15 protein-coding genes are annotated in these 16,181 nt (G+C 61.9%); 14 read left to right on the forward strand and 1 reads right to left on the reverse strand.

From position 1 onward, the window contains the following. Window position 1 precedes the first annotated feature (1 nt). The 13 genes from ACPYOP_RS12350 (at window position 2) to phnN (ending at window position 11,955) form a co-directional block, all read left to right on the forward strand. Complete coding sequence (locus ACPYOP_RS12350; protein ID WP_481410680.1) at window positions 2-1,111, forward strand: carbon-phosphorus lyase complex subunit; 1,110 nt, start codon at window positions 2-4, stop codon at window positions 1,109-1,111. Further along, on the forward strand, window positions 1,108-2,019 hold the full coding sequence (locus tag ACPYOP_RS12355) for an alpha-D-ribose 1-methylphosphonate 5-phosphate C-P-lyase PhnJ (RefSeq protein ID WP_481410681.1): 912 nt from the start codon (window positions 1,108-1,110) through the stop codon (window positions 2,017-2,019). Before ACPYOP_RS12350 ends, ACPYOP_RS12355 begins: the two co-directional genes overlap by 4 nt. After that, the gene (phnK, locus tag ACPYOP_RS12360; protein ID WP_481410682.1) at window positions 2,016-2,792 is read left to right on the forward strand and encodes a phosphonate C-P lyase system protein PhnK; all 777 of its coding nucleotides are present in this window, start codon (window positions 2,016-2,018) and stop codon (window positions 2,790-2,792) included. The genes ACPYOP_RS12355 and phnK overlap by 4 nt, the downstream gene beginning before the upstream one ends. A 9-nt stretch (window positions 2,793-2,801) precedes the next feature. After that, window positions 2,802-3,509, forward strand: coding sequence for a phosphonate C-P lyase system protein PhnL (phnL, locus tag ACPYOP_RS12365; protein ID WP_481410683.1), 708 nt, complete (start codon window positions 2,802-2,804; stop codon window positions 3,507-3,509). Beyond that, window positions 3,506-4,123, forward strand: a complete 618-nt coding sequence (locus ACPYOP_RS12370; protein WP_481410684.1) for a DapH/DapD/GlmU-related protein — start codon at window positions 3,506-3,508, stop codon at window positions 4,121-4,123. Before phnL ends, ACPYOP_RS12370 begins: the two co-directional genes overlap by 4 nt. Window positions 4,124-4,279: 156 nt before the next feature. Beyond that, window positions 4,280-4,834: a pyridoxamine 5'-phosphate oxidase family protein gene (locus ACPYOP_RS12375; protein ID WP_481410685.1), complete on the forward strand. Its 555-nt coding sequence runs from the start codon at window positions 4,280-4,282 to the stop codon at window positions 4,832-4,834. Window positions 4,835-5,058: 224 nt separating this feature from the next. Continuing rightward, window positions 5,059-5,913 carry a phosphonate ABC transporter ATP-binding protein gene (gene phnC, locus ACPYOP_RS12380; protein WP_481410686.1) on the forward strand — a complete coding sequence of 285 codons (855 nt, stop codon included), beginning with the start codon at window positions 5,059-5,061 and terminating at the stop codon, window positions 5,911-5,913. Window positions 5,914-6,008: 95 nt separating this feature from the next. Next, window positions 6,009-6,920, forward strand: a complete 912-nt coding sequence (gene phnD / locus ACPYOP_RS12385; RefSeq protein WP_481410687.1) for a phosphonate ABC transporter substrate-binding protein — start codon at window positions 6,009-6,011, stop codon at window positions 6,918-6,920. A 66-nt stretch (window positions 6,921-6,986) separates the two neighbouring features. Further along, window positions 6,987-7,967 (forward strand): phosphonate ABC transporter, permease protein PhnE, encoded by a 981-nt coding sequence (gene phnE / locus ACPYOP_RS12390; RefSeq protein WP_481410688.1) that lies wholly within the window; start codon window positions 6,987-6,989, stop codon window positions 7,965-7,967. An 8-nt stretch (window positions 7,968-7,975) separates the two neighbouring features. Next, window positions 7,976-9,322 carry a phosphonate ABC transporter, permease protein PhnE gene (gene phnE, locus ACPYOP_RS12395; protein WP_481410689.1) on the forward strand — a complete coding sequence of 449 codons (1,347 nt, stop codon included), beginning with the start codon at window positions 7,976-7,978 and terminating at the stop codon, window positions 9,320-9,322. Window positions 9,323-9,510: 188 nt separating this feature from the next. Beyond that, window positions 9,511-10,197, forward strand: coding sequence for a DUF1045 domain-containing protein (locus ACPYOP_RS12400; RefSeq protein WP_481410690.1), 687 nt, complete (start codon window positions 9,511-9,513; stop codon window positions 10,195-10,197). Between the two features lie 16 nt (window positions 10,198-10,213). Continuing rightward, window positions 10,214-11,353 (forward strand): alpha-D-ribose 1-methylphosphonate 5-triphosphate diphosphatase, encoded by a 1,140-nt coding sequence (locus tag ACPYOP_RS12405; RefSeq protein ID WP_481410691.1) that lies wholly within the window; start codon window positions 10,214-10,216, stop codon window positions 11,351-11,353. Further along, window positions 11,350-11,955 carry a phosphonate metabolism protein/1,5-bisphosphokinase (PRPP-forming) PhnN gene (gene phnN / locus ACPYOP_RS12410; RefSeq protein WP_481410692.1) on the forward strand — a complete coding sequence of 202 codons (606 nt, stop codon included), beginning with the start codon at window positions 11,350-11,352 and terminating at the stop codon, window positions 11,953-11,955. The genes ACPYOP_RS12405 and phnN overlap by 4 nt, the downstream gene beginning before the upstream one ends. 271 nt (window positions 11,956-12,226) lie before the next feature. Here phnN and polA read toward each other — a convergent pair whose 3' ends face one another. Next, window positions 12,227-15,229, reverse strand: coding sequence for a DNA polymerase I (gene polA, locus ACPYOP_RS12415; RefSeq protein WP_481410693.1), 3,003 nt, complete (start codon window positions 15,227-15,229; stop codon window positions 12,227-12,229). Between the two features lie 439 nt (window positions 15,230-15,668). On the opposite strand from polA, the gene ACPYOP_RS12420 reads away from it, so the two are divergent. Then, window positions 15,669-16,085 (forward strand): MarR family winged helix-turn-helix transcriptional regulator, encoded by a 417-nt coding sequence (locus ACPYOP_RS12420; protein ID WP_481410694.1) that lies wholly within the window; start codon window positions 15,669-15,671, stop codon window positions 16,083-16,085. Window positions 16,086-16,181: the final 96 nt, after the last annotated feature.

Genomic DNA, 16,181 nt, shown 5'->3' on the forward strand with positions numbered 1-16,181 from the left:
TATGTATGTTGCCGTAAAGGGCGGCGAAGCCGCCATCGCCAATGCTCATCGGCTGCTGGCCGACCGTCGCCGCGGCGACCGTTCGCTGCCGGCTGTCGGCATCGACCAGATCGTCGCGCAGCTCGCGCTTGCCGTCGATCGCGTCATGGCCGAGGCCTCGCTTTATGACTGCACGCTGGCAGCACTCGCCGTGCGCCAGGCGCGCGGCGACATGATCGAGGCGATCTTCCTGCTCAGAGCCTATCGCACGACGCTGCCGCGCTTCGGCTACTCCCAGCCGCTCGATACCGCTGTCATGAAGATTGAACGCCGCATCTCCGCGACCTACAAGGACCTGCCCGGCGGCCAGCTTCTCGGCCCCACCTTCGACTATACGCACCGTCTGCTCGACCCGAGCCTTCTGACCGACGAGCCGGTGGACGAGCCGATGCAGCGCCCTGCGGACGACGGTCGCGTCATGCGCGTTTCCGAAATCCTTGATCAGGAAGGCCTGATTGAAGGCGACGGTACCATGCCGGTCGATCATGAGATCGGCGACCTGACGCGCGAACCCCTGGAATTTCCGATGACCCGCGATCTTCGCCTTCAGGCGCTCGCCCGCGGCGATGAGGGCTTTCTGCTGGCGCTCGGCTATTCGACGCAGCGCGGTTACGGCCGCACCCACCCCTTCACGGGCGAAATCCGCATCGGCGAAGTTGAGGTCGAATTCGACGTACCGGAACTCGGTTTTGCCGTCTCGCTCGGCCGCATCCAGGTGACCGAATGCCAGATGGTCAACCAGTTCAAGGGCTCGGCCAAGGCACCGCCGCAGTTCACCCGCGGCTACGGCTTGGTCTTCGGCCAGAGCGAACGCAAGGCCATGGCCATGTCGCTGGTCGACCGCGCGCTGCGTGCTGAGGAACTCGGCGAAGACATCGTGGCACCCGCTCAGGACGAGGAATTCGTCATTTCCCACTCCGACAATGTGCAGGCGACGGGCTTCGTCGAACATCTGAAGCTGCCGCACTATGTCGATTTCCAGGCCGAACTCGACCTGGTGCGGCGCATGCGCCGCGATTTCGAGGCCGCTCGCGATCGCGGCATGGAACCCATGACGGAGGCAGCCGAATGACCGAACTTGCCACCTACAATTTCGCCTATCTCGACGAGCAGACCAAGCGGATGATCCGCCGCGCCATCCTGAAGGCAATCGCCATTCCCGGCTATCAGGTGCCTTTCGCATCGCGCGAAATGCCGATGCCCTATGGCTGGGGCACCGGCGGCGTACAGCTGACGGCCGCCATCATCGGTCCGGAAGACGTGCTGAAGGTCATCGATCAGGGGGCAGACGACACGACCAATGCCGTCTCCATCCGCGCCTTCTTCCAGAAGGTCGCCAATGTCGCCGTCACCACCCGCACGGACGAGGCGACGATCATCCAGACGCGCCACCGTATCCCGGAGGCGAAGCTCGGCCCCAACCAGGTGCTGGTCTACCAGGTGCCGATCCCGGAGCCGCTGCGTTTCCTGGAGCCGCGCGAGACCGAAACGCGCAAGATGCATGCGCTCGAGGAATACGGCCTCATGCATGTAAAGCTCTATGAGGATATCGCCCGCAACGGCCGCATCGCCACGACCTATGCCTATCCGGTCAAGGTCGCGGGTCGCTACGTCATGGATCCATCACCGACGCCGAAGTTCGACAATCCGAAAATGCATTTGTCCGACGCGCTGCAATTGTTCGGCGCCGGCCGCGAGAAGCGCATCTATGCCGTACCCCCCTATACCGAAGTCGTCAGCCTCGATTTCGAGGATCATCCGTTCGAGGTGCAGCGCTTCGACAAGCCCTGCGCGCTCTGCGGCGCCGAGCAGGTCTATCTCGACGAGGTGATCCTCGACGACAGGGGCGGCCGCATGTTCGTCTGCTCCGATACCGATTTCTGCGAGGATCGCCGCGCCCACGGCCATGCCGGCCCAATGCTGGCTCCAAATGGGCTGGCATCCGATGGACTGCCTGGCAGCAAGGAGGCCGCCGAATGAGTGACTCACCTCTTCTCAAGGTCAAGGACATCTCGAAATTCTACGGCAGCCGCATCGGCTGCCGCGACGTGTCCTTCGAACTCTGGCCCGGCGAAGTTCTCGCCATCGTCGGCGAATCCGGCTCCGGCAAGACGACGTTGCTCAACTGCATCTCGACGCGGCTGCTGCCGACAACGGGCAGCGTCGAATACCATATGCGCGACGAGACCTATCGCGACCTGTTCCGCATGAATGAGGCCGAGCGCCGCTTCCTGATGCGCACCGACTGGGGTTTCGTGCATCAGAACCCGGCCGACGGCCTGCGCATGACGGTTTCCGCCGGCGCCAATGTCGGCGAGCGGCTGATGGCGATCGGCAACCGCCACTACGGCAATATCCGCAACACGGCCATCGACTGGCTGGAGCGGGTCGAGATCGATGCCGACCGCATCGACGACCAGCCGCGCGCGTTTTCCGGCGGCATGCGCCAGCGCCTGCAGATCGCCCGCAACCTTGTAACCGGTCCCCGCCTCGTGTTCATGGACGAACCGACCGGCGGCCTCGACGTGTCCGTGCAGGCCCGTCTGCTCGACCTCGTGCGTGGCCTCGTCAATGATCTCGGCTTGTCGGCCATCATCGTGACGCACGATCTCGCCGTCGCCCGGCTTCTGTCGCATCGCATGATGGTGATGAAGGACGGATACGTCATCGAGCAAGGCTTGACCGACCGCGTGCTCGACGACCCACGCGAACCCTATACGCAACTGCTGGTCTCTTCGATCCTGCAGGTCTGAGGAACAAACATGGCAACCCCACTCGTCGTTTCCGAAGTCTTCAAAAGCTTCACCATGCATCTGCGCGATGGCCTTCGCCTCCCCGTCGTCGCCGATGTCTCCTTCTCCGTCGCCTCGGGCGAATGCGTCGTGCTCGGCGGCCCGTCCGGCATCGGCAAGAGCTCGCTCCTGAAGATGATCTACGGCAACTATGCCGTCGACACCGGCCAGATCCTCGTGACGCACAAGGGCAGGATCGTCGATCTCGCCGCGGCCGACCCGCGCACCGTGCTCGACGTCCGTCGCCATACGATGGGCTATGTCAGCCAGTTCCTGCGCACCGTGCCGCGCGTCGCCGCCATCGATGTCGTCGCCGAACCGCTGCTGGCGCGCGGCGTATCTGTGACCGATGCCCGCGACAGGGCGGCCGAACTGCTCGCACAGCTGAACCTGCCGCAGGAACTCTGGCAGCTGCCGCCCGCCACCTTCTCCGGCGGCGAGCAGCAGCGCGTCAACATCGCGCGCGGCTTCATCACCGACCACGGCATCCTGCTGCTCGACGAGCCCACGGCTTCGCTCGACGCCCGCAACCGGGCCGTCGTCGTCGAGATGATCGAACGCAAGAAGCAGGCGGGCGTCGCCCTTCTCGGCATCTTCCACGACGAAGAGGTGCGCGAGGCCGTCGGCAGCCGCATTCTCGACGTCTCCCAATTCTCGCCGCGGAAGGCCGCCGCATGAGCCGCAAATTGGGCGAGGTGCCCTTCATCAGCCCTTCGGCGAGCGTCAACAATTCGACGCTCGGCCGCTACACCGAGGTCTCCGATCGCTGCCGCGTCGACGAGGTCGAGATCGGCGACTATTCCTACATCATGCAGGACGGCGCGGTCTGGTGCGCGACCATCGGCAAGTTCGTCAACATCGCCGCCGCGGTGCGCATCAACGCCACCAACCATCCGACATGGCGGGCCACGCTGCATCACTTCACCTATCGCGCCGCCGATTACTGGCCTGATGCCGACATGGAAACCGATTTCTTCACCTGGCGGCGCGACAACCGGGTCGTCATCGGTCACGATGTCTGGATCGGCCACGGCGCCACGATCCTGCCGGGTGTGATGGTCGGGAACGGTGCGGTCATCGGCGCCGGCGCAGTCGTCTCCAAAGATGTCGCGCCCTATACGATCGTCGGTGGCGTGCCGGCCAAGCTGATCCGCGAGCGTTTCACGCCCGAGATCGGCGCGCGCATGGACAAGCTTGCCTGGTGGGATTGGGATCACGACCGCCTGCGCACGGCGCTTGCGGATTTCCGCGCCCTGTCTGCGGAGGATTTTCTGGATCGCTACGACGCTTAGCGCAATTCCAGGAAAAGTGTGCAGCGGTTTTCCGTCCGGAATTGCGCTGAAATGGAAAGCTGAGGACGTTTTCCGCCCGAACCCGGCTTGCAAGGCGCTGACAGCGCGTTTCAGCTTTCAGATGATCCTTGTAATTGGGGATCGAGAGGAGTTTTCATGGCGAAGCAGTTTTCCAGCATCGATGACCGGCTGCGCGATTTCATCGCGCGGCAGCATATCTTCTTCACGGCATCGGCGACATCCGATTCCCGTGTCAACGTTTCGCCGCGCGAGACACTGTGCCTGCGCATCATCTCCCCGAACACCGCCATCTATCTCGACCGCACCGGCAGCGGCAACGAGACATCGGCCCATATGAAGGCAGACGGGCGGCTGACCATCATGTTCTGCGCGGTCGAGGGACCGCCTATGATCCTGCGTCTCTATGGCCGGGGCCGCATCATTCACCGATCGACACCCGAATATCGTGAATTGCTGCACGATTACTATGCAGATGAAGAGCCGCTCGGCGCGCGGCAGATCGTGTGGCTGGACTTCGATCTCGTGCAGACCTCCTGCGGCTTCGGCGTGCCGCTCTTTTCCTATGAAGGCGAGAGGCCGAGCCTTGATCAATGGGCCAAGGCCAAGGGTCCTGACGGCATTGAGGAATACCGGCGCGAGAAGAACAGCTTCAGCATGGACGGCTTGCCGACAGGCATGTTTGACGGCTAAATTTAACGGAAAGCTCTCAGCCGGCTAATCTTGCAAAATCGCCGGGAATTGTAACAGCAGTTACATAAAACTGACATCGGAGCTTCATGAAGCGGGACTAATCGGTTGCCTTGTGATTGGCGCCAACCCCGTCGAAACTCCCTTCGAGCCAGGGGCATGCGCCCATTCTTAGCACCGGTACCGCTGAAATTTCTGCAGCCCGGCAGCCGCGAAAGGGAAGCACTATGTTCGAACTCAGGAATGTCTCGCGCCGGTTTGGAAACAAGCTCGCTGTCGATTCCGTGACTTTGGACATACCGCAAGGACAGATGGTCGGCGTCATCGGCCGTTCCGGCGCGGGAAAGTCGACGCTGCTGCGCATGATCAATCGCCTCGCCGACCCGAGCTCCGGCTCCATCCATTTCGCCGGCACTGAGGTCTCCAAGCTCAGCGGCCGTGCGTTGCGCAGCTGGCAGCGCGATTGCGCCATGATCTTCCAGCAGTTCAACCTGGTTCCGCGCCTCGACGTGCTCACCAACGTCATGCTCGGTCGCCTGAACCAGCGCTCGACCGTGCTGAGCCTCCTTTCCGTCTTCACCCGCGAGGAGCGCATCCAGGCCATCGCCGCGCTGGAGCGCCTCGGCATCGAGCAAACGGCCCTGCAGATGGCCGGCACGCTTTCCGGCGGCCAGCAGCAGCGCGTGGCCATCTGCCGCGCCCTGATGCAGCAGCCGAAGATGATGCTGGCCGATGAGCCGATCGCCTCTCTCGACCCGCTGAACGCCAAGATCGTCATGGATGCACTGCGCGATATCAATGAGCGCGAGGGCATCACCGTCATCACCAACCTGCACACGCTGGATACGGCCCGCAATTATTGCGAACGCATCGTCGGCATGGCGGCCGGCAAGGTCGTCTTCGACGGCAAGCCGGCCGATCTGACGGCCGCCGCCGTCAAGGAAATCTACGGCACCGACAAGGACGGCGCCGGCATCGACGAGACCATGACGTCGACCTCCATCAACATTGCCGATCCGGCCGCGCAAGCCGCGGCGACCGAATCTGCCGGCCCGCAACCGCTGGCACTGGCCGGTCTCTGAGAGGGACGGCCGGGATCGAAGGCCCGCGTCAAGGGCGCATTTCTTCTACCAGACCGAAGACACCCGGGGACACCGGTTAATCAGGAGACGAACCCATGCTGAAGAAAGCACTCTTTGCCGCTACGGCGCTCGTCGCGCTCGCAGCCGGCGCTGCTGCCAACGCTGCAGATCTCAAGGAATTCCGCGTCGGCATTCTCGGCGGCGAAAACGAAGCCGACCGCCTGCGCAACTATGCCTGCCTTTCCGATCACCTGAAGAAGGAATTCGGCTTCGAAAAGGTATCGCTGTTCCCGGCCGCCGACTATAACGGCGTCATCCAGGGTCTGCTCGGCGGCACGCTCGACTTCGCCGAACTCGGCGCTTCCGGTTATGCAGCCGTCGCCATCAAGGACCCGAAGGCCGTCACTCCGATCCTCACCACGCAGCAGGCCGACGGCTCGACCGGCTATTACTCCATCGGCCTGGCGCTCAAGTCCTCCGGCATCAAGACCATCAAGGATGCCAAGGGCAAGAAGCTCGGTTACGCCGATCCGGACTCCACCTCCGGCTATCTCGTTCCGCTGACGCAGATCCCGAAGGACACAGGCGCGCCGAACGACAAGTTCTTCGCCTCGACGCAGTTCAACGGCGGCCATGAAAACAACCTGCTCGCCGCCTATGACGGCAAGGTCGACGTCGCCGTCGACGATTCCTCGGGCATCGGTGATTTCAAGGACGGCTACACCTCCGGCACTTTCCGCAAGGAAGTCGACAAGGGCGCCGTCGATCCGAACAAGCTCGTCGAAGTCTGGCGTTCGCCGTTGATCCCGAACGGCCCGCTCGTCGTGCGTAACGCGCTCGGCACCGAATGGCAGGCCAAGCTGGCCGACTTCTTCCTGAAGCTGCCGACCACCGACGCCAAGTGCTTCAACGCCATCGAAGGCGGCGACTTCAAGGGCTACGTCAAGGTCAAGCCGGAATTCTACAACGCCGTCATCGAGGTTCGTAAGGCTGCCATCGGCGGCTAATCCGCATTCCGATAATCGGGCGGCCGGCGACGGCCGCCCTTTTGCTATACACAGAGGCAAGATTTCATGACGATCGCCGATACGCAGCTGAAGATGCAAAGCGTGCCCCAGAGTGCCGGGGATATCGGTGACGCCTGGAGCAAGATGGTGGCGAAGCGCCGCCTCTACACCGGCATTGGCCTGGTCGTCCTGCTCATTGCCTTCGTCAGTTCCGTCCGCTTTGCCGACGAAAACAATGCCGGGCACTTTTTTGACCGACTGCCGCATCTCTTCGATTTCCTGAGCTGGCTCATCCCCAAGGATTGGAGCGATGTCTACCGGGCGCTCTTCGACTTGGCGAGTCCCAACGGCGCGAACGGCGCCGGCGGCGAGGAATTCAACTTCCCACTCGGCCGCGTCTATGTCTGGGGCGATTTCTACATCCCTGAATATTTCGAGCTGATGATCATCACGATCAACGTAGCACTGGTATCGACCATCATCGGCTTCGTCTTCGCTGTGCCCCTGAGCTTCTTCGCGGCGCGCAACATGTCACCGTCCAATCCGGTCCGCCTGGTGGCGAAGCGCATCATGGAATTTCTGCGCGCCTTCCCGGAAATCGTCATTGCCGGCCTGTTCTCCGCGATCCTGTCGATCGGCCCCATCGCCGCCATCATCGCCGTCGGCCTGCATACGATCGGCGCGCTCGGCAAGCTCTTCTATGAAGTTGTCGAGAATATCGACATGAAATCCGACGAGGGCATGCGCGCCGTCGGCGCGAGCTGGACAGAGCGCGTCCGTTTCGCCGCCCTGCCGCAGGTGCTGCCGAACTTCATGTCCTACGCGCTGCTGCGGCTCGAGATCAACGTTCGCGCTTCCACCATCATCGGCGCTGTCGGCGGCGGCGGCATCGGCGAGGAGCTGAAGCTCTCGATCTCGCGCGGCTTCGGCGCCAAGACATTGGCGCTGGTGCTGCTTCTCTTCCTGACGATCATTGCCGTCGACCAGTTTTCCGCATGGCTCCGCCGCCGTCTCGTCGGCGAACATGCCTTCCTTTTGCAGCATTGAGGTTGACCATGTCCGTCATCGACGCCAGCCGTATGCAGGAACTCGAAGCACGGTATCCGGAGATCCTTCACCGGTCCTTCCGCCAGCGCTTCGGCGCGCTGATGATGTTCATCGGCGTGATCCTCTATGGCATCTACGCCGTCTGGTTCTTCGATCTGCCGAAAATCGTTGCGGAAGCGCATTGGGAGCGCGTCGGCATCTACCTCAGCGAATGGATCAGCTATGACGTGCAGCCGGAGTTCCGCATCTCCGGTGACAAGATCACCATCAAGTATCCGCGCTTTTCGCCGCTGGGCGACAATCCGAACCCGAATTGGGTGAAGACCGCGCCTGACGGCAGCATGACCGTTTCGGTCAGCGGAACGAGCCGCACCGTTACGATCACCAAGACCCAGGCCATCCTGACGGCGCATGGCGTCACCATCCCGATCGACATCACCGGCGACACGCCGAAGATCGTCGGCTCTGAGCCTGTGCCGAGCTGGATGACCGTCTATGACGACAACATCCTTGCCAACATGGGCTTTGCCGGCGATGTCAGCATCTCCACGGACCGCGTAAAGATCCGCAAGCGTTTCATCGGCTGGGCCAATTTCGTCTTCGATACGCATTCGCCCTTCTTCGACAAGCCGGCAAGCGAGGTCATCAGCCTGATCGTCTCCGGACCACGGCTCGACCCCACGCAATCCAACCTTTCGCTGGCTTTCGACAATATCTGGAACAATGGCGCCTGGCAGCATGGCGACGTCTGGACCAAGCTGTTCCAGACCATCGTCATGGCCTTCCTCGGCACGCTGCTCGGCTCGCTCGCCGCCTTCCCGCTGGCGTTTTTCGCTGCACGCAACATCACCCCGAACCGGCTGCTCAATCAGGTGCTGAAACGCTTCTTCGATTTCCTGCGCTCGGTCGACATGCTGATCTGGGCGCTGTTCCTGACGCGCGCCTTCGGCCCCGGCCCGCTTGCCGGCAGCGGCGCGATCTTCCTCACCGAAACCGGCACGCTCGGCAAGCTTTATTCCGAAGGCCTCGAGAACATCGACAACAAGCCGCGCGAAGGCGTGAAATCCACCGGTTCGTCGACGATCCTCGTGCATCGCTATGGCATCATGCCGCAGATCGTGCCCGTCATCGTCAGCCAAACGCTCTACCAGTGGGAATCGAACGTGCGCGGCGCGACCATCATCGGCGCCGTCGGCGCGGGCGGTATCGGCCTGAAGCTCTGGGAAGCGATGCGCACCAACGCCAACTGGGAAAATGTCGCCTACATGGTGCTTTTGATCCTGATCGTCGTCTTCCTGTTCGACGCAGCATCCAACGCCTTACGATCGCGGCTGATGGGCGCGCGGGTGAAATAAAAAGAGCCAAGAAAAATCTCGACGCATCATCATTCTGTCACGGGAATCCGGTAGCGCAGGCCGGCAAGACCGCAGCGCCAGAACCGGCTTTAGCCGGATTCGAACCGTTGCTGCCTTGCTGCTCTTGCGGTTTGTCGCAAATCACCCAACAGTGTCTCGCGCAGCCGATTTTTCCAAGGAATGCAGCCTTGCGCTATGCTCTCTATTTCACGCCGCCCAAAGACGATCCTTTGACCTCGCTTGCCGCCCTCTGGCTGGGACGCGACGCATTTTCCGACGAGATTTTTTCCGACAAGGCCATCGGCCCCGTGCCGGCGGGCCATGCCGATCTGACGGCCGATCCGCGCCGTTACGGTTTCCATGCCACGCTGAAGGCGCCCTTCGAGCTTGCCGGTTCCGTAACCGAGCGCGATCTTCTTGATGTCGCCGCCGAATTCGCCGCGCAGACCAAGGCTTTCACCATTCCGGAACTGGTGCTTGGCCAGCTCGGGCATTTCTTCGCGCTCGTTCCGGGCTCGCTCTACCAGCCGCTGCAGGATTTTGCCTCGCGGGTGGTCAAGGCCTTCGAACCGTTCCGCGCGCCGCTTTCGGATCATGATATCGGCCGGCGCAAGCCGGAGGGCCTGACAGAGCCGCAGCGTGCCAATCTGGTGCGTTGGGGCTATCCTTACGTCAATGACGAGTTCCGTTTCCATATGACCTTGACCGGGCGCGTTCCGGCTGATCGCCAGGCCGAGATGCACGACGTGCTGCGCGAACGTTTCGCCGCTCATACCGGCAAGCCGCTCGACATTTCCGGCCTCGCCGTCTTTATCGAAGAAGAGCGTGGCGCTCCCTTTACCGTCCGTTCCTGGCTGCCGCTTGCCGGCGCCTAACAGTGAAAGATCTGACATGACCAAAGAAACCGTCCTTTCCAACGCTCGCATCGTCCTCGAAGACAGGATCGTCGAAGGTTCCGTGCTGATCCGCGACGGGCGCATTGCCGGCATTTCCGAAGGCAAGTCCGCCATCGGCGAGGATTTCGAGGGCGATTATCTGATTCCCGGCCTGGTCGAGCTGCATACCGACCATCTGGAAGCACACTATTCGCCGCGTCCGGGCGTGCGCTGGAACAAGACGGCGGCGATCCAGGCGCATGACGCCCAGATCGTCACCTCTGGCATCACGACCGTGTTCGACTGCCTGCGGATGGGCTCGGACGAGGATGGCGGCTTCGAAAAGGGCGAGATGCGCGATATGGCCGACGCCATCCAGGCGGCTCAGAGCGAAGATCGCCTGCGCGCCGATCACCTGATCCATCTGCGCTGCGAAGTCTCCTCCGACAACGTTCTCGACCACTTCCAGGATTTCGAGAAGGACCCTTACGTTCGTCTGGTCTCGCTGATGGACCATGCGCCGGGCCAGCGCCAGTTCCAGACCATGGATCAATACATCTTCTACTATCAGAAGAAGCGCGGGCTCAGCGACGAGGCTTTCGCCCGTTTCGTGGCCAAGCGCCAGGAAGAATCGGCCAAATACGCCACGCCGCATCGCGACGCGATTTCCAAGGTCTGCGCCGAGCGCGGCATTACGGTTGCCAGCCATGACGACGCGACGCTCGCCCATGTCGACGAAGCCATCAATTACGGCGTTCGCCTTGCGGAATTCCCGACCAGCATCGACGCCGCCAAGGCTTCGCACGGCGCCGGCATGAGCGTGCTGATGGGCGCGCCGAACATCGTGCGCGGCAAGTCGCATTCGGGCAACATTGCCGCCCGCGATCTGGCCGAGCTCGGCGTCCTCGACGTGCTTTCCTCCGACTACGTGCCGCTCAGCCTGCTGCATGCACCCTTCATCCTCGCGGACGAAGTCGAGAGCATTTCACTGCCGCAGGCGATCGCCATGGTGACCGCAACGCCGGCAAGAACCGTCAGCCTCAACGATCGCGGCCGCATCGCTGAGGGCTTGCGCGCCGATCTCGTACGCGTCCGCCGCGATCACGGCGTGCCGGTCACACGCTCGGTCTGGCGAGAAGGACGCCGGGTCGCATGAACCCTGACGCCGATATCAAGCCGGCTAATCTCGGTCTGGCGGATGCGACGGCGGGCACGCTCGCCGTCGTCGTCGGCCCGAGCGGTGCCGGCAAGGATACGCTGATGAATCTGGCCGCCCGGCATTTTGCCGGCCGGGCCGATGTGCATTTCGTACGCCGCGTGATCACGCGGGACGGCGATGCCGGCAACGAGGATCACAGAAGCGTTTCCGATGCCGACTTCGACGCGATGGAACAGGCCGGCGCCTTCGCCGTCTCCTGGGAAGCACATGGCTTGAAGTACGGCATTCCAGCTGATGTCGCCGAGGAGCTGGTGCAGGGAAATCTGGTCATCGCCAATGGCTCGCGCTCGGCTTTGCACCACTTCCAGAGTGCATTTCCGCGGCTGAAGGTCATCAACATCACGGCTACACGCGAAGTGCTGGCCGAGCGGTTGATGGCGCGCGGACGCGAGAGCCGCGAAGACGTGCTAAAGCGGCTGGAGAGAAGCTCGCTGACCGTTGAGGGCAGCTACGACGTCGCCGATATCGACAATAGCGGCACGCTCGAAGAGGCCGAACGCGCGATGGTTTCGGTACTGGAAGCGCTGATTGGGACGTGAGGGAGGCTGGGTGCCGCTCCATCTCGCCCCTGGCGGGCGAGAAAGCAATTTCACTGGTTTAGGAATTGCGGTACGAAACCTTCCACGAGTTCAAAGCCAAGCGCAATTTCTAAGCCATTGAAATTACAAGAGAGGGGTCCTTTCTTCCTCATCCTACGTCTGGCAAGCCGGTGCGCCCCTTCCTCCCCCCGCCCTTGCAAAATCTAGCACTTAGCCTGGCGGCTAAATGCTGATTTTGCTTTCCCGCCCGCAAGGGGCGGGATAGGCAGCCTCAGTGCGCCTCATCCCAATTGTGCGCAGCGCGCGCATCGACCTTCAGCGGCACAGCCATATCGACCGCCGGCATGGCGGCATTTTCCATGACCGAGACGATGATCGGCGTCGTGCGCTCGACATCGGCATCCTCGACTTCGAAGATCAGTTCGTCATGCACCTGTAAAAGCATGCGGACGCGCTCGCCAAGCCCGGCCGAAGTGAGAGCCGGCTCCATCTTGATCATGGCGCGGCGGATGACGTCGGCGGCCGAACCCTGGATCGGCGCATTGATCGAGGCGCGCTCGTTGAAGGCGCGGACGGAAGGGTTGGAGGAGCGGATTTCCGGGAAGTGGATGCGGCGGCCGAAGATGGTCTCGACATAACCCTTGTCACGCGCGGCCTGCTTGGCGCCTTCCATGTAATCGCGGATGCCGGGGAAGCGCTCGAAATACTTCTTGATATAGTCGCCGGCTTCCGAGCGCTCGATCGAGAGCTGGTTGGCGAGGCCGAAGGCGGAGATGCCGTAGATGATGCCGAAGTTGATCGCCTTGGCGCGGCGGCGCACCTCGCTCGGCATGCCATCCACCGGCACGCCGAACATTTCGGATGCCGTCATCGCGTGAATGTCGATACCGTCTTCGAAGGCCTGCTTGAGCTGCGGGATATTGGCGACGTGCGCCAGCACGCGCAGTTCGATCTGGCTGTAGTCGGCGGAGACGAGCTTGTGGCCCGGCGTCGAAATGAAGGCCGTGCGGATCTTGCGGCCTTCCGCCGTGCGCACCGGAATATTCTGCAGGTTCGGCTCGGAGGAGGACAGACGTCCGGTCGTGGTCGATGCCAGCGAATAGGAGGTGTGAACGCGCTTCGTCTCGGGATGGACGTAGCTCGGCAGCGCATCCGTATAGGTCGATTTCAGCTTGGTGAGCTGGCGCCAGTCGACGATCTTGCGCGGCAGTTCGAAGCCGGCCGCCGCCAGATCCTCCAGCACCTGCGCCGAGGTGGACCATTGTCCGGTCTTGGTCTTGTTGCCGCCGGCCAGTCCCATCTTGCCGAAGAGGATATCGCCGAGCTGCTTCGGCGAGCCGATATTGAAGCGTTCGCCGGCCAGCGTATAGATCTCGTCTTCCAGCCGCGCCGCGCCCTGCGCCAGCTCGCCTGAAAGGCGAGAGAGGATCTGCCGGTCGATGGTGATGCCGCGCTCTTCCATGTGGGCAAGCACCGGCACCAGAGGCCGCTCCAACCGCTCATAGACGACTGAGAGTTTTTCTGCCGCAAGTCGTGGTTTCAGCACCAGCCAGAGACGCAGCGTCACATCGGCATCTTCGGCGGCATAGGCCGTGGCGCGGTCGATATCGACGAGGTCGAAGGTGACGTTAGACCTGCCGCTACCGGCCACATCCTTGTAGGCGATCGGCTTATGGCCGAGCCAGCGCTCCGAAAGGCTGTCCATGCCATGCGTGGCATTGGCGCCGCCGTCGAGCACATAGGACAGGAGCATCGTGTCGTCGAACGAGCGTGTCTCGATGCCGTAGCGCTTCATCAGCAGATAGTCGTATTTGAGGTTCTGCGCGATCTTCAGGATGGAGGCATCCTCGAGCAGATCCTTCAGGCGCGCCAGCGCGTCGCGAAGCGGAATCTGATTGTCGGCGAGGCCGCCGCCGAGGAGATCGCCGACGCCGGTCTTGTGGCCGAGTGGAACATAGGCGGCGCGAATGGAGGCACCAGTCGGATCATCGCGGTTGTCGGCGATCGCCAGCGAAAAGCCGGCGATCTCCGCCTGCATGACATCGAGCGATGTCGTTTCCGTATCGAAGGCGACGATGCCCGTCTCGCGCGCATCCGCGATCCATTGATCGAGCGTGGCGATATCGCGGATGGTCACATATTTCGAATGGTCGATCGGCGCATTCGCGAAACTCGCGGCGCGGGCCTTGGCAAGATCTTCAGGCTCAGCCGTGCCGTCCAAAGCCAGACGCGCCTTGGCCGATGGCGCCGGGACAGATGCCCCTTCGGCCTCGACCGTGCTGCCGGCAACAAGATCGACATTCTCGCCGATATCGAGATCCGGGCCATGGGCGGCTTCGCCCCATTCGATCTTGACGACGGAAGGCTCGATCGCCGCCGCATCGCAGTCGCAGGCTTCCGCCACGCGCCGGGTCAGCGTGGTGAATTCCATGGTCTTCAGGAAGCCGATCAGCTTCGGGCCGTCCTGAGGTTCCAGCATCAATGTATCAAGCGCCAAATCCAGCGGCACATCGGTCCTGAGCGTCACCAGCTGGCGGGAAATGCGGGCAAGCTCAGCATTGGCGATGATGTTTTCGCGGCGCTTCTGCTGCTTGATCTCGCCAGCGCGGGCGAGCAGCGTGTCAAGATCGCCGAACTCCTCCAGAAGCTGCGCCGCCGTCTTCGGCCCGATACCGGGAATGCCGGGGACGTTGTCGACGGAATCGCCGGTCATGGCCTGCAGGTCGATCATCTTGTCCGGCGGCACGCCCCATTTCTCGACGACGTCGGGAATGCCGATCTGCTTGTCCTTCATGCTGTCATACATGTGGACCATCGGCGTCACGAGCTGCATCAGGTCCTTGTCGGACGAGATGATCGTCACGTCGGCGCCGGTCGCCTCGGCCTGACGGGCATAGGTGGCGATGATATCGTCCGCCTCGAAGCCGTCGGTCTCGATGCAGGGCAGGTTGAAGGCGCGGGTCGCCTCGCGGATGAGGCCGAATTGCGGGATCAGTTCTTCCGGCGGCGCCGAGCGATTGGCCTTGTATTCCGGGAAGATGTCCTTTCGGAAGGTCTTCGAAGAATAGTCGAAGATAACAGCGAAATGCGTCGGCGTCACACCGACCGAGGTATCGCGCGCCGAGGTCAGCAGCTTCCAAAGCATATTGCAGAAACCGGAGACGGCGCCGACAGGCAATCCGTCGGACTTGCGCGTCAGCGGCGGCAGTGCGTGAAAGGCCCGGAAAATGAAGCCGGAGCCGTCGACGAGAAAGAGATGATCACCTTTTTTCATGGAAGCATGGATAGCGTGGCACACTTCCAACGTCCATATAAACTTCTGCTTTTGCAGTCTGTGGAAAGAGCGAAATCTCTCACTGAAACGTTACTAAGTTTTAATCAATCTAATCTGCGCATTCCCTTGAAAAACCACATTTGGAATCACAAATCTTAGTCACCGGCGATTGATTTGCCGAGGGTCTGACAACCGGCCTGTCCCCCGCCATGTCAGACTTGGACAAAGGCCTATCCCCTCTCCGGGCCTTTGTCCCCCCTTTTATGAGCCGCCATGGCGAACCTCCAGGCCATGGCGGCTTTTTCGTGTCGAAAAATGCAACCTTGGAACGTGGAAAAAGCGCCCGAAGTTGCTGATTTTCGAGCGCCTCTACCCGAGAAATTGCCGATTGTCTTGATTCTGAATTGTCGGCATATTTGCAATCATGGGATTTAATCGGATGGACTCCGCCGCCTACCTTGCCAGTCAGATGGCAAAGGGATTTGCTCGCTCGTTACACCAACGCGCGGCGAAACTCGGTTTTTCCCCCGGTCAGTTTCCGATCCTGCTGGAATTATGGTCCGAAGACGGGCTTACGCAGAAACAATTGCTGGAACGGGTCGATATCGAGCAGGCGACGATGGCCAATACTCTGTCGCGCATGGAACGCGATGGGCTGGTGGAGCGCCGTCCGCATCCCTCGGACAAGCGGGCGCAACTGATTTTCCTGACGAGCCGGGCGGCGGCGATGGAGGCGGAGGCTATCGAAGCCGCGATGGCCGCGGATAAGGAGCTCCTGAAAGATTTCCGCTATTTCGAGCGCGAGCTTTTGCTGGAATATATCCGGCGCGTCCTGGACAACGCCAAGCGGCTCTAGAGCGCTTCAGTTTTTCACGGAAGCTCTGAACCGCTCTATCGCTTTGTTGTCTCGCAATTCCGGACGGAAAACCGCTGCGCACTTTTCCTGGAACTG

It is taken from the genome of Rhizobium sp. KNZ2-6A (genome assembly GCF_056755475.1).

Coding starts and splice junctions, on each gene's coding strand:
- phnL (WP_481410683.1), top strand. CDS start 2,802: ATGGCAACCCCACTCGTCGTTTCCGAAGTCTTCAAAAGCTTCACCATG.
- ACPYOP_RS12350 (WP_481410680.1), top strand. CDS start 2: ATGTATGTTGCCGTAAAGGGCGGCGAAGCCGCCATCGCCAATGCTCAT.
- phnK (WP_481410682.1), top strand. CDS start 2,016: ATGAGTGACTCACCTCTTCTCAAGGTCAAGGACATCTCGAAATTCTAC.
- phnN (WP_481410692.1), top strand. CDS start 11,350: ATGAACCCTGACGCCGATATCAAGCCGGCTAATCTCGGTCTGGCGGAT.
- ACPYOP_RS12405 (WP_481410691.1), top strand. CDS start 10,214: ATGACCAAAGAAACCGTCCTTTCCAACGCTCGCATCGTCCTCGAAGAC.
- phnE (WP_481410689.1), top strand. CDS start 7,976: ATGTCCGTCATCGACGCCAGCCGTATGCAGGAACTCGAAGCACGGTAT.
- ACPYOP_RS12370 (WP_481410684.1), top strand. CDS start 3,506: ATGAGCCGCAAATTGGGCGAGGTGCCCTTCATCAGCCCTTCGGCGAGC.
- ACPYOP_RS12420 (WP_481410694.1), top strand. CDS start 15,669: ATGGACTCCGCCGCCTACCTTGCCAGTCAGATGGCAAAGGGATTTGCT.
- ACPYOP_RS12375 (WP_481410685.1), top strand. CDS start 4,280: ATGGCGAAGCAGTTTTCCAGCATCGATGACCGGCTGCGCGATTTCATC.
- ACPYOP_RS12355 (WP_481410681.1), top strand. CDS start 1,108: ATGACCGAACTTGCCACCTACAATTTCGCCTATCTCGACGAGCAGACC.
- phnC (WP_481410686.1), top strand. CDS start 5,059: ATGTTCGAACTCAGGAATGTCTCGCGCCGGTTTGGAAACAAGCTCGCT.
- phnD (WP_481410687.1), top strand. CDS start 6,009: ATGCTGAAGAAAGCACTCTTTGCCGCTACGGCGCTCGTCGCGCTCGCA.
- phnE (WP_481410688.1), top strand. CDS start 6,987: ATGACGATCGCCGATACGCAGCTGAAGATGCAAAGCGTGCCCCAGAGT.
- polA (WP_481410693.1), bottom strand. CDS start 15,229: ATGAAAAAAGGTGATCATCTCTTTCTCGTCGACGGCTCCGGCTTCATT.